A 12,435-nucleotide genomic window follows, 5' to 3' on the forward strand; every position below is an offset into this window, starting at 1 on the left:
CCCCCGCGCCTGCGCCGCCAAACTCCCCCCGAGGCCCGCTTTCTACGCCGCATCGAAGGCCGGGCCTCGGGGATGCATTCGGTAACGCGGCGGGTAACTCCATGGACATCACGTTTCTTCTCAACGGAGAGACCGTGGCGCTGCGCGACGCAAACCCCACCACCACGGTGCTCGACTGGCTCCGCGAGACGCGCGGGTTGAAGGGCACGAAGGAAGGCTGCAACGAGGGCGACTGCGGCGCCTGCACGGTGATGACCCGGCAGCCCTCCGGCCCCTGGGCCGCCCAGAACGCCTGCATCCTGCTGCTCCCCCACCTCCACGGCCGCGAGCTCCGCACCGTCGAGGGCGTCTCCGCCCCCGATGGCACGCTCCACCCGGTGCAGGCCGCGATGGTGGCCCACCACGGCTCGCAATGCGGCTTCTGCACCCCCGGCTTCATCACCTCCATGGCCGCCGCCCACGCCAATGGCGCGCAGGATTTCAACGACAAGCTCGCCGGCAACCTCTGCCGCTGCACCGGATACGCCCCCATCGTCCGCGCCGCGGAGGCCGCGGCGAAAGAGCCGGTGCCCGCCCATCTCGCGGCCCCCGCGTCGCTCACCGCCGCGCCGCAGCCGGAAATCCCCGAAAGCGCCGACGCGCTCGCCACCTGGTATGCCGCACACCCGCAGGCCACGCTCATCGCCGGCGCCACCGACGTCGGCCTCTGGGTCACCAAAAAGCTCGCCGACCTGTCCGAGGTCGCCTTCCTGCACCGCGTCACCGACCTCGATTACGTCGAGATCACCCAGAGCGAGGTTCGCATCGGCGCAACCACCCCCATCGCGACCCTTCGCGCCGCCATCGCGCCCTATCACCCCTCGCTTGCCGAGCTCTTGCGCCGCTACGGCTCCGAGCAGGTGCGCCAGGCCGCCACCCTCGGCGGCAACATCGCCAACGGCTCCCCCATTGGCGACAGCCCACCCGCCCTCATCGCGCTGGGCGCCACGCTGCATCTGCGCCACGGCGAGGCCCGCCGCAGCCTGCCGCTCGAAGACTTCTTCATCGACTACGGCAAGCAGGACCGCGCCCCGGGCGAATTCGTCGAGGCCGTGAGCTTCCCGCGCCAGCCCGACAGGCTGCGCTGCTACAAGCTCTCCAAGCGGTTCGACCAGGATATCTCCGCCGTCTGCGGCTGCTTCTGCATCACCGTCGAAGATGCCACGGTCACCGCCGCCCGCATCGCCTTCGGCGGCATGGCCGGCACGCCGAAGCGCGCCGCCGCCACCGAGGCCGCGCTGACCGGGCAGCCCTGGGAGGAGGCGACCGTCACCCGCGCCATGGCCGCCCTTGCCACCGACTTCCAGCCGCTCACCGACATGCGCGCCTCCGCCGCCTACCGCATGGAAGCCGCGCAGAACATGCTGCACCGCTACTTCCTCGAGAGCCAGGGCATCGCCACCTCGGTGCTGGAGGTGCAGCCATGAGCGTCGCCAAACCCCTCCCGCATGACGCGGCCCCGCTCCACGTCACCGGCCAGGCCCGCTATGTCGATGACATCCCGGTGCCCGCCAACACCCTCCACCTCGCCTTCGGCACCTCCGCCAGGGCCCGCGCCACGATTACCGCGCTCGACCTCACCAAGGTCCGCGCCGCCCCCGGCGTGGTCACCGTGCTGACAGCAGCAGACCTGCCCGCCGCCAACGATGTCTCTCCCTCCGCCCATGACGAGCCGCTGCTCGCCGAGGGCGAAGTCTACTACATCGGCCAGCCGATCTTTCTCGTCGTCGCCACCAGCCACCTCGCCGCCCGCAAGGCCGCCCGCCTCGCCGAGATCACCTACGACGAGCACCCCGCCCTGCTGACCATCGACGACGCCCTGGCCGCCAACTCCCGCTTCGAGGAGGGCCCGCGCGAATACGGCCGCGGCGACCTCGCCGCCGGCTTCGCCGCCGCCGCCACCGTGGTCGAAGGCACGCTGGAGATGGGCGGGCAGGAGCATTTCTACCTCGAAGGCCAGGCCGCGCTGGCCCTGCCGCAGGAAGGCGGCGACATGCTGGTGCACAGCTCCACCCAGCACCCCACCGAGATCCAGCACAAGGTCGCCGAGACCCTGGGCGTGCCGATGAACGCCGTGCGCGTCGAGACCCGCCGGATGGGCGGCGGTTTCGGCGGCAAGGAAAGTCAGGGCAACGCGCTGGCCTGCGCCTGCGCCGTGGTCGCCGCGCGCACGGGCCGCCCCGCGAAAATGCGCTACGACCGCGACGACGACATGGTGATCACCGGCAAGCGCCACGACTTCCGCATCGCCTACCGCGCCGGGATGGACGCGCAAGGCAAGCTCACCGCCGTCGACTTCACCCAATACGCCCGCTGCGGCTGGGCGCAGGACCTCTCGCTGCCCGTGGCCGACCGGGCGATGCTCCACGCCGACAACGCCTATTTCATCCCCAACGTGCGGATCGTCTCGCACCGGCTCAAGACCCACACCCAAAGCGCCACCGCCTACCGCGGCTTCGGCGGCCCGCAGGGGATGCTCGGCATCGAACGGGTGATGGACCACCTCGCCGCCGCCGCCGGGATCGAGCCGCTGGCGCTGCGCCAGAAGAACTTCTATGCCTCCGGCGGGGATATTTCCGGCAAGAAAATGCAGCTGGACGTGCCCGACGTCTCCGCCGCCGAAGAAGACCTCACCTCCCGCGGCGCCACCCAGGTGGAAGACCCCGAAACACCCCCGCCCCCGCCCGCGGGCGTGCAAACCACGCCCTACGGCCAGCCGGTGGTGGACAGCGTCTGCCACGAGATCGTCGCAGCACTCTGCGAGAAGACCGACTATACCGCGCGACGGGAGGCCGTGGCCGCCTTCAACGCCGCCAACCCGGTGCTGAAGAAGGGCCTGGCCCTGACCCCGGTGAAGTTCGGCATCTCCTTCACCCTCACCCACCTCAACCAGGCCGGGGCGCTGGTGCATATCTACCAGGACGGCTCCGTTCACATGAACCACGGCGGCACCGAGATGGGCCAGGGCCTGTTCCAGAAGGTCGCCCAGGTTGCCGCCTCCCGTCTGGGCGTGCCTCTGGAACGGGTCAAGATCACCGCCACCGACACCGGCAAGGTGCCCAACACCTCCGCCACGGCGGCCTCCTCGGGCAGCGACCTCAACGGCATGGCCGTCGCCGCCGCCTGCGACGAGTTGAAGGCCCGCATCGGCGACTTCCTCGCCGAGGTCCACCAGGCCGATCCGGCCGCCGTGGAGTTCAAGGATGATGCCGTGCATGTCGGCGCCGACGTCATCCCCTGGGAGAAGGCCGTGGCCGAGGCCTACGTGGGCCGCGTCTCGCTCTCCGCCACCGGCTTCTACAAGACCCCCGGCATCAGCTGGGATCGCATCAAGGGCCAGGGCCGCCCGTTCTTCTACTTCGCCTATGGCGCGGCGCTGACCGAGGTCGTGATCGACACGCTCACCGGCGAAAACCGGATGCTGCGGGTCGATATCCTGCACGACGCCGGCAGCTCGCTGAACCCCGCGCTCGATATCGGCCAGGTCGAAGGCGGCTTCATCCAGGGCGCGGGCTGGCTCACCACCGAGGAGTTGGTGTGGGATGCCAAGGGCCGCCTGCTCACCCACGCCCCCTCCACCTACAAGATCCCCGCCTGTTCCGACCGGCCTCCTGTGTTCAACGTGGCGCTCTGGCCCAACGCCAACCGCGAGCCCACGATCTACCGCTCCAAGGCGGTCGGCGAGCCGCCCTTCATGCTGGGCATTTCGGCCCTCATGGCGCTGTCGGACGCCTGCGCCGCCTGCGGCCCGCACTACCCGGCGCTCGAAGCGCCCGCCACCGCCGAGCATGTGCTCGAAGCCATAGGGCGGGCACGAGGATGAGCTTTGACCGCGACAGCCTCGCCGCCGCCATCGCCGCCCAGGGCGAGGTGGTGCGCGTGGTTGTCGTCAGCGCGCAGGGCTCCACCCCGCGCGGCCCCGGCACCGCGATGCTGGTCTGGCCCACCGGCCAGCAGGGCACCATCGGCGGAGGCGCGCTGGAATGGGAGGCCTGCGCCATGGCCCGCGCGCGCCTCGGCCAGCCGCCCGTCACCGTGACCCTCCCCCTCGGCCCGGCGATGAACCAGTGCTGCGGCGGCACCGTCACGCTGGCGCTGGAGAGCTTCGCCGAGGCCCCGCCCGAGGCCCCCGCATTCGCCCGCCCGGTCTCCGACACCGCCCCCGCCGAGCCGCCGCTCGCCTTCGCCCGCGCCCTCACCGCCACCCGCAACGGCTCGCAACCCGCCGGGATCGCTCATGAAAACGGCTGGCTGCTGGAGCCGATGACCACGCCGCGCGCCCCGGTCTGGATCTGGGGCGCTGGCCACGTCGGCCGGGCGCTGGCCGCCACCCTCGCCCCGCTCGACCACATCGCGCTGACCTGGGCCGACACCAGCGCCGACCGCTTCCCGCAAACGCCGCCCGTCGCGCCCACCACCGGCGACCTGCCGGCCTTGGCCGCCACGGCCCCTCCCACGGCACACCACCTCATCCTCACCTATTCCCACGCGCTCGACCTCGCGCTCTGCGACACCCTCCTCGCCCGACCCGCCGCCTCGATCGGCCTGATCGGCTCGGCCACCAAATGGGCCCGCTTCCGCGCCCGGCTCGCCGCTTCCGGCCACGCGGCTGCACAAATTTCGCGCATCCGCTGCCCGATCGGTGACCCGACCCTCGGCAAACACCCGCAGGCCATTGCGATTTCCACCGCGGCCCAGCTACTCTCCATGCTCGAAAAGCAGGCAAACGCCGCCATGCGAGGGGACATGACCGGATGAGCGAACTCTTCGCCGCCCATGGGCTGCGCAAGGCCTATCCCGGTGTCGTCGCCAACGACAACGTCAGCTTCTCCATCGACGAGGGCGAGATCCACGCGCTGCTGGGCGAGAACGGCGCCGGCAAGTCCACCCTGGTCAAGATGATCTACGGCCTCGTCAAACCCGACGAAGGCCACATGACCTTTCTCGGCGCCCCCTTCGCCCCGCCCGAGCCGCGCGCCGCGCGCGGCGCCGGGGTGGCGATGGTGTTCCAGCACTTCTCGCTCTTCGACGCGCTCTCGGTGGCAGAGAACGTGGCGCTGGGCATGGAGAACCCGCCCAAACCCGCCAGGCTCGCGGCCCGGATCACCGAGGTCTCCAACGAATACGGCCTGCCGCTCGACCCGCACCGCACCGTGGGCGACCTCTCGGCCGGCGAGCGCCAGCGCGTCGAGATCATCCGCTGCCTGCTGCAGGACCCGCGCCTGCTGATCATGGACGAGCCCACCTCGGTGCTCACCCCCCAGGAGGTCGAGATCCTCTTCGCCACCCTGCAAAAGCTCCGGGCCGAGGGCACCTCGATCCTCTACATCAGCCACAAGCTCGAAGAGATCCGCGCGCTGTGCGACCGCGCCACCATCCTGCGGCTCGGCAAGGTGGTGGGCCATGCCGTCCCGCGCGAGAACACCGCCTCCGAACTGGCCGAGATGATGGTCGGCACCGCGCTGCACCGGCCCGAGCGAGAGCTTGCTCCCTCGGGCGAGATCGCGCTGGAGGTGGCCAACCTCTCCGTCAAATCCACCAACCCCTTCGGCACCTCGCTGAGAGATGTCTCGCTGATGGTCCGCAAGGGCGAGGTGCTGGGCATCGGCGGGGTCGCGGGCAACGGGCAGGACGAGCTGCTGGCCGCCCTCTCCGGCGAGGCCACCTCCGCCCCCGATACCGTCCGGCTCCACGGCCAGCCCATCGGCAAGCTCCCGCCCCCCGCCCGCCGCAAGCTGGGCCTGCTGTCGGCCCCCGAGGAGCGCCTCGGCCACGCCGCCGCCCCGGAGATGTCGCTGACCGAAAATGCCCTGCTCTCGGCCCGCCTGCGCAAGAAGCTGACCAGGAACGACTTCATCAACTGGAAGGCCGCGCAGGCCTTCGCCGAGGAGGTCATCGCCGCCTTCGACGTGCGCACGCCGGGCCCCCATGTCGCCGCCCGCTCGCTCTCGGGGGGCAACCTGCAGAAGTTCGTCATGGGCCGCGAGATCGAGCAGAAGCCCGAGGTGCTCGTCGTCAACCAGCCCACCTGGGGCGTCGATGCCTCCGCCGCCGCCGCCATCCGCCAGGCCCTGCTCGACCTGGCCGCCGACGGCGCCGCCATCGTCGTCATCTCCCAGGATCTCGACGAGCTCATGGAAATCTCCACCAGCTTCGCCGCTCTCAACGGCGGCCGCCTCTCGGCCCCGGTCCCGGTGGAGGGGCTGACCATGGAGCGCATCGGCCTGATGCTGGGCGGCGCGCATGACATGGAAGTGGCCCACGAGCACCACGCGGAGGCTCACGCATGATCCGCCTCGAAAAACGGCCCAACCCCTCCAAGGCCTGGAGCTACTCCACCCCGCTGCTCGCCGTGCTGCTCACCATGATCTTTGGCGGGCTGCTCTTTGCCGCGCTGGGCAAGGAGCCCCTCACCGCCATCCGCACCATCTTCTACGACCCGCTCTTCGGCCAGCACGCCTTTTTCTACCGCCCGCAACTGCTGGTGAAGGCGGCGCCGCTGATCCTCATCGCCATCGGCCTCTCGCTCGGCTTCCGGGCAGGCATCTGGAATATCGGCGCCGAGGGGCAATACATCATCGGCGCGCTCTGCGGTGCAGGCGTGGGCCTTGCGTTCTACCCGACTGAATCCTTTATCATCTTTCCGCTCATGGTCCTCGCAGGCGCCCTCGGCGGCTGGGCCTGGGCGATGATCCCGGCCATCCTGAAAACCCGTTTCGGCACCAACGAGATCCTGGTCTCGCTCATGCTGGTCTATGTCGCCGAGAACCTGCTGCGCGGCATGGCGGTGGGGCTGATGAAGAACCCCGAGGGCTTCGGCTTTCCGGGCTCGCGCAACCTCGCGCAATACCCCTCCGCCACCAGCTGGATCAACCAGAACGCAGGCCTCCACTGGGGCGTCGTCTTCGCCCTGATCGCGGTGATCTTTGCCTATGTCCTGCTGACCCGGCACATACTCGGCTTCAACATCCGCCTCGCCGGCCAGGCCCCCCGCGCCGCCCGCTTCTCGGGCGTGAACCCCACGCGGCTCGTGCTCTTCTGCCTCGGCACCTCCGGCGCTTTGGCGGGCCTTGCCGGGCTCTTCGAGGTCGCCGGCCCCTCGGGGCAGGTCACCACCGATTTCAACGCAGGCTACGGCTTCACCGCCATCATCGTGGCCTTCCTCGGCCGGCTCCACCCCCTCGGCATCCTGCTGGCAGGGCTGCTGATGGCGCTCACCTACATCGGCGGCGAAATCGCCCAGTCGCAGCTGCAACTCCCGGCCGCGGCGATCCAGCTCTTCCAGGGCATGCTGCTCTTCTTCCTCCTGGCGGTCGACCTGCTGACCAACTACCGCATCCGCCTCAAGCAGGGGGCCGCGGCATGACCCACCCGCTCACCCTTGCCGCCCTCTTCCTCGCCTCTGCGGCCCTCGGGTTGGTCTGCCTCAAGTCCAACCTGCTCGTACCCAAGCTGATGGCCTTGCTCTTCCTCTTTCCCTACGGCCTGCTGATGTCCGTTATCGTGCTGACACCGGCATTCGTCACTCCGCTCCTGACCGGCCGCAAGACCGCGTATCGCGGCTGGAAACCCACGCTCGCCGCGTACTTCGGGGTGATGGCCGGGGTAAACAGCACCTTCCTCTGGCCGGGAGCCGCCTGATGGACCTCTCCTCGATCAACTGGCTCCTCCTGCTGGCCTCGCTCATGGTCGCCGCCACCCCCATCCTGCTCGCGGGCATCGGCGAGCTGGTGGTCGAAAAGGCGGGCGTGCTCAACCTTGGCGTCGAGGGCATGATGATCACCGGCGCCATCGCGGGCTTCGCCGTGGCGGTCGAGAGCGGCTCGCCCGCGCTGGGCTTTCTCGGCGCCGCCGTGGCGGGCGCGGTGCTCTCCATGCTCTTCGCCCTGCTCACCCAGTTCGCGCTGGCCAACCAGGTCGCCTCCGGCCTCGCGCTCACCCTCTTCGGGCTCGGGCTCTCTTCGCTGATGGGTCAGAGCTACGTGGGCGTCAAGCCACCCTCCACACCCAAGCTCGACATTCCCCTCCTGTCCGACATCCCGGTGCTTGGCCCCGTACTCTTCTCGCACGACCTGATGGTCTATTTCTCCATCGCGCTGGTCGCCGCCACCTGGGCCTTCCTCACCAAGACCCGCGCGGGCCTCACCCTGCGCGCCGTGGGCGAGAACCACGAGGCGGCCCATGCGCTGGGCTACAAGGTCGTCGCCATCCGCTGCGCCGCCATCGCCTTCGGCGGCGGCTGCGCAGGCCTCGGCGGCGCTTACCTCAGCCTCGTGCGCGTGCCGCAATGGACCGAAGGCATGACCTCTGGCGCCGGCTGGATCGCGCTCGCCCTCGTCGTCTTCGCCTCCTGGAAGCCCTGGCGCGTGCTGATCGGGGCCTACCTCTTCGGCGGCATCACGGTGCTGCAACTCAACCTCCAGGCCGCCGGCCTGAAGGTGCCGGTCGAGTATCTCTCGATGTCCCCCTACATCATCACCATCATCGTGCTGGTGATCATGTCTTCCGGCCGGGGCCGCAGCGCGCTTGGCGCGCCCGCCTCGCTTGGCCGGATCTTCCACGCCACCGGGTGACACAACCCGGGGCTTCACCAACCACTCAACAGGGAGCAACTCCATGAAGAAAAGAACCCTCCTCAAAGGCGCCGTCGCGGCGCTGGCGCTCGCCGCCACGCCCGCACTGGCCCAGGACAAGACCAAGGTCGGTTTCGTCTACGTCGGCCCGGTGGGCGACGGCGGCTGGACCTACGAGCACGACCAGGGCCGCAAGGCGGTGGAGGCCGAGTTCGGCGACGCGGTTGAAACCGTCTACGTCGAGAGCGTTCCCGAAGGCCCCGACGCCGAGCGCGTCATCACCCAGATGGCGCTCGACGGCGCCGACCTGATCTTCACCACCTCCTTCGGCTACATGGACCCCACGATCAACGTCGCCGCCAAGTTTCCGGACGTGAAGTTCGAGCACGCCACCGGCTACAAGACTGCACCCAACGTCTCGGTCTACTCCGCCCGCTTCTACGAAGGCCGCGCCGTGCAGGGCACCATCGCCGGCCGGATGACCAAGTCCAACGTGATCGGCTATATCGGCTCGGTGCCGATCCCCGAGGTCGTGCGCGGCATCAACTCCGCCTACATCCACGCCAAAAAGGTCAACCCCGACGTCCAGTTCAAGATCGTCTGGGTCTTCGAGTGGTTCAACCCGGCCAAGGAGGCCGACGCCGCCAAGGTGCTGATCGAGCAGGGCGCCGACGTGATCCTGCAGCACACCGACTCGACCGCGCCGCTCGCCGCCGCCGCCGAGGCCGGGGGCGTCATCGGCTTCGGCCAGGCCTCCGACATGGCCGAGTACAAGGACGGGCCCCGCGTCTCGTCGATCATCGACAACTGGGCGCCCTATTACATCGCCCGCACCAAGGCGGTGATGGACGGCACCTGGGAGAGCACCAACACCTGGGACGGGATCGGGCCGGGCATGGTCGGCATCGGCGAGATCACCGACAAGGTGCCCGCAGAGGTGAAGGCCGAGGCCGAGGCGCTCGCCGCCTCCATCGCCTCCGGCGAGTACCACCCCTTCACCGGCCCGCTGAAAAAGCAGGACGGCTCCGACTGGCTCGCCGAGGGCGAAGTGGCCGATGACGGCACGCTGGCGGGGATGAACTTCTACGTCGAAGGGCTCGAAGGCGACATCCCGCAATAAGCGGCACCCCATCCACCCTCAAAGGCCCCGCCCCACCCGGCGGGGCCTTTTTCATCGGCGAAGCAAACTCCCGCGATCGGCGACGGAACGAAGGGACTCCGGCGTTACATTCATGTATTCTTATATATGCAACTGATGGAGACCACCATGAAACCCATTGCGTCCACCGCCCTCGCGCTCGTTCTCGGCCTCGCCCTGCCGCTCGCGGCACAGCCCGCCAGCCCCGGAGCCCACTTCATCGAGAACTGGGATGCCGATGGCGACGGCAAGGTGTCGCTCGCCGAAGCCAGCGAAAAGCGCGCCGACCTCTTCACCATGTTCGACCAGGACGAGGACGATGTCCTGTCTTCCGGCGAATACGACGCCTTCGACGAGACCCGCGCCGAGGATCTGGCCAACAACGCCGAGGCGCATGGTGGCATGGGCAAGGGAAAGGGCGCAGGCCAGGGCGTTGACCTGGGCGATCATGTCCGCTCGTTGGACCGTGGCTTTGCCGACGCCGATGGCGACGGCACGGTGAGCCGTGCCGAGTTCGAAGGCATCTCCGCCACATGGTTCGCCCAGCGCGACCGTGATGGAGATGGCTACATCACGACGGCAGACTTCGGCCCCCGGGGCTGATCCTGCCATGGCGCCCGCCTCCCCGGTCTTGGGGGCGGGCGACCTGCTTCAGCCTTGCGCCGCGGCCCGGATCGCCCGGATGTTGGCGCCGTAGGGCGCCGGGTCGGCGACCGAGCCGCCCTTGAACACCGCCGAGCCCGCCACCAGCACATCGGCCCCGGCTGCCGCCACCAGCGGCGCGGTCTTCGGGTCCACCCCGCCGTCGATCTCGATATGGATCTCGCGGTCGCCGATCATCTCGCGCAGGGCGCGGATCTTGTCGCCCATGTCGATGAACTTCTGCCCGCCGAAGCCCGGGTTCACCGTCATCACGCAGACCAGGTCGACGAGGCCGAGCACGTCGCGCACCGCCTCCGCAGGCGTGCCCGGGTTCAGCGCCACGCCGGGGCGCATGCCGGCGGCGCGAATGGCCTGAAGGGTGCGGTGAACGTGCGGCCCGGCCTCGACATGGGCGGTCAGCACATCGGCGCCCGCCTCCGCGAAGGCGTCGATATAGGGGTCCACCGGGGCGATCATCAGGTGCACGTCCATCACGCCCTTGATATGCGGGCGCAGCGCCTTGCACATCGCGGGCCCCAAGGTGAGGTTCGGCACGAAATGCCCGTCCATCACGTCCACGTGGATCCAGTCGGCCCCCTGCGCCTCCGCCGCCTCGCACTCCGCCCCGAAGGCGGCAAAATCGGCGGCGAGGATCGAGGGGGCGATCTTGATCGAACGGTCGAAGGGCATGGGCAGGGCTCCGGTTGGGTCGCGCAGGGGTTACCGCCCTCCCCGGCGCAACGCAAGCCGGGCGGGCACGGCCGCAGACCGCCCTTGCCCCATATTTGACCATCTGGTAAAAATCGCCCCCGTGGACAACCCCGCCACCCCATGCCACGCTTTCCCCCGAGGAGGCCCCGCCCGTGTCTGACAAGCCCGTGACCACCAAGGCCGAAAGCGCCACCGCCAAGGCCCAGCTGCCGCAGCTCACCCTCGCCCGCAATCCGGGGATGGAGCTCGACATGGACTGGGTCATGCGGGCCCAGGCCAACACCTCCGCCATCGAGCGCCGCGCCGCCACCCTGCCGGGCCGCCGCTCGGTCAAGAAGGCCTTCCAGGCCGCGTGGCTCTGCAAGGCGATCACCCTCATCGACCTCACCACGCTGGCCGGGGACGACACCGAGGGCCGTGTCCGCCGCCTCTGCGCCAAGGCCCGCCAGCCGGTGCGGCCTGACCTTCTGAAGGCGCTCGGCATGGAGGGCATCACAACCGGGGCCGTCTGCGTCTATCACGACATGGTGCCCACCGCCGTCGCGGCGCTCCGTGGCTCCAACATCCCCGTCGCCGCCGTCTCCACCGGCTTCCCGGCCGGGCTCTCCCCCTTTCACCTCCGCCTCGCCGAGATCGAGGAGAGCGTGAAGGCCGGGGCCGATGAGATCGACATCGTCATCTCCCGCCGTCACGTGCTCACCGGCAACTGGCAGGCACTCTACGACGAGATGCGCGCCTTCCGCGCCGCCTGCGGCCCGGCCCACGTCAAGGCGATCCTCGCCACCGGCGAGCTGGGCACATTGCAAAACACCGCCCGCGCCTCGCTGATCTGCATGATGGCCGGCGCCGACTTCATCAAGACATCGACCGGCAAGGAGAGCGTCAACGCCACCCTGCCCGTGAGCCTCGTGATGATCCGCGCCATCCGCGACTACTTCGAGGCCACAGGCCACCGCGTCGGCTACAAGCCCGCCGGCGGCATCTCCAAGGCCAAGGACGCGCTGCTTTACCTCGCACTCCTCAAGGACGAGCTCGGCCCCCGGTGGGTCCAGCCCGACCTCTTCCGCTTCGGCGCCTCCTCGCTGCTGGGCGACATCGAGCGCCAACTCGAACACCACGTCTCCGGCGCCTACTCGGCGTCCTACCGGCACGCGATAGGATGACCCGACCGTTGCCACATGGAACGAGGGCAGCGCCCGTCCCGCACGGGGCAGCCCTGAACAACGCGGCACCTCGCCGTCTCGCACAGCACATCCGCAGGGAACAGGCGTCGACGAAGCGCCCGCCCCATCACGCCGCAGGCGTGCCTTTGGCACGACGGGGGGCGGGACG

General features: G+C 69.5%; 11 protein-coding genes. 10 read left to right on the forward strand and 1 reads right to left on the reverse strand.

Going from position 1 to position 12,435, the window contains the following annotated elements; translation table 11 throughout:
- Positions 1-101: 101 nt before the first annotated feature.
- The 9 genes from xdhA (at position 102) to BUR94_RS11890 (ending at position 10,353) form a co-directional block, all read left to right on the forward strand.
- Complete coding sequence (gene xdhA, locus BUR94_RS11850) at positions 102-1,466, forward strand: xanthine dehydrogenase small subunit (protein ID WP_074256431.1); 1,365 nt, start codon at positions 102-104, stop codon at positions 1,464-1,466.
- A complete protein-coding gene (xdhB, locus tag BUR94_RS11855) occupies positions 1,463-3,862 on the forward strand; it encodes a xanthine dehydrogenase molybdopterin binding subunit (protein WP_074256432.1) in 2,400 nt (799 codons plus the stop codon). Before xdhA ends, xdhB begins: the two co-directional genes overlap by 4 nt.
- A complete protein-coding gene (gene xdhC, locus BUR94_RS11860; RefSeq protein ID WP_074256433.1) occupies positions 3,859-4,797 on the forward strand; it encodes a xanthine dehydrogenase accessory protein XdhC in 939 nt (312 codons plus the stop codon). Before xdhB ends, xdhC begins: the two co-directional genes overlap by 4 nt.
- Entirely contained in the window at positions 4,794-6,329 is a 1,536-nt protein-coding gene (locus BUR94_RS11865) for an ABC transporter ATP-binding protein (protein ID WP_074256434.1), read from the forward strand. Before xdhC ends, BUR94_RS11865 begins: the two co-directional genes overlap by 4 nt.
- The gene (locus tag BUR94_RS11870; RefSeq protein ID WP_074256435.1) at positions 6,326-7,405 is read left to right on the forward strand and encodes an ABC transporter permease; all 1,080 of its coding nucleotides are present in this window, start codon (positions 6,326-6,328) and stop codon (positions 7,403-7,405) included. The genes BUR94_RS11865 and BUR94_RS11870 overlap by 4 nt, the downstream gene beginning before the upstream one ends.
- The gene (locus tag BUR94_RS11875) at positions 7,402-7,680 is read left to right on the forward strand and encodes a hypothetical protein (protein WP_074256436.1); all 279 of its coding nucleotides are present in this window, start codon (positions 7,402-7,404) and stop codon (positions 7,678-7,680) included. The genes BUR94_RS11870 and BUR94_RS11875 overlap by 4 nt, the downstream gene beginning before the upstream one ends.
- The gene (locus BUR94_RS11880; protein ID WP_074256437.1) at positions 7,680-8,612 is read left to right on the forward strand and encodes an ABC transporter permease; all 933 of its coding nucleotides are present in this window, start codon (positions 7,680-7,682) and stop codon (positions 8,610-8,612) included. The genes BUR94_RS11875 and BUR94_RS11880 overlap by 1 nt, the downstream gene beginning before the upstream one ends.
- A gap of 43 nt (positions 8,613-8,655) precedes the next feature.
- On the forward strand, positions 8,656-9,732 hold the full coding sequence (locus tag BUR94_RS11885; RefSeq protein ID WP_074256438.1) for a BMP family ABC transporter substrate-binding protein: 1,077 nt from the start codon (positions 8,656-8,658) through the stop codon (positions 9,730-9,732).
- 147 nt (positions 9,733-9,879) lie between these two features.
- Entirely contained in the window at positions 9,880-10,353 is a 474-nt protein-coding gene (locus tag BUR94_RS11890) for an EF-hand domain-containing protein (protein WP_074257702.1), read from the forward strand.
- A gap of 48 nt (positions 10,354-10,401) precedes the next feature.
- Here the strand turns inward: BUR94_RS11890 and rpe are convergent, their stop codons facing one another.
- Positions 10,402-11,082 carry a ribulose-phosphate 3-epimerase gene (rpe, locus tag BUR94_RS11895; protein WP_074256439.1) on the reverse strand — a complete coding sequence of 227 codons (681 nt, stop codon included), beginning with the start codon at positions 11,080-11,082 and terminating at the stop codon, positions 10,402-10,404.
- A gap of 188 nt (positions 11,083-11,270) precedes the next feature.
- On the opposite strand from rpe, the gene deoC reads away from it, so the two are divergent.
- Entirely contained in the window at positions 11,271-12,266 is a 996-nt protein-coding gene (gene deoC, locus BUR94_RS11900) for a deoxyribose-phosphate aldolase (protein ID WP_074257703.1), read from the forward strand.
- Positions 12,267-12,435 lie beyond the last annotated feature (169 nt).

The sequence above is a fragment of the Vannielia litorea genome (genome assembly GCF_900142295.1).
GTDB lineage: Bacteria > Pseudomonadota > Alphaproteobacteria > Rhodobacterales > Rhodobacteraceae > Vannielia > Vannielia litorea.

Coding starts and splice junctions, on each gene's coding strand:
- xdhA (WP_074256431.1), top strand. CDS start 102: ATGGACATCACGTTTCTTCTCAACGGAGAGACCGTGGCGCTGCGCGAC.
- rpe (WP_074256439.1), bottom strand. CDS start 11,082: ATGCCCTTCGACCGTTCGATCAAGATCGCCCCCTCGATCCTCGCCGCC.
- xdhC (WP_074256433.1), top strand. CDS start 3,859: ATGAGCTTTGACCGCGACAGCCTCGCCGCCGCCATCGCCGCCCAGGGC.
- BUR94_RS11870 (WP_074256435.1), top strand. CDS start 6,326: ATGATCCGCCTCGAAAAACGGCCCAACCCCTCCAAGGCCTGGAGCTAC.
- BUR94_RS11865 (WP_074256434.1), top strand. CDS start 4,794: ATGAGCGAACTCTTCGCCGCCCATGGGCTGCGCAAGGCCTATCCCGGT.
- BUR94_RS11890 (WP_074257702.1), top strand. CDS start 9,880: ATGAAACCCATTGCGTCCACCGCCCTCGCGCTCGTTCTCGGCCTCGCC.
- xdhB (WP_074256432.1), top strand. CDS start 1,463: ATGAGCGTCGCCAAACCCCTCCCGCATGACGCGGCCCCGCTCCACGTC.
- BUR94_RS11885 (WP_074256438.1), top strand. CDS start 8,656: ATGAAGAAAAGAACCCTCCTCAAAGGCGCCGTCGCGGCGCTGGCGCTC.
- BUR94_RS11875 (WP_074256436.1), top strand. CDS start 7,402: ATGACCCACCCGCTCACCCTTGCCGCCCTCTTCCTCGCCTCTGCGGCC.
- BUR94_RS11880 (WP_074256437.1), top strand. CDS start 7,680: ATGGACCTCTCCTCGATCAACTGGCTCCTCCTGCTGGCCTCGCTCATG.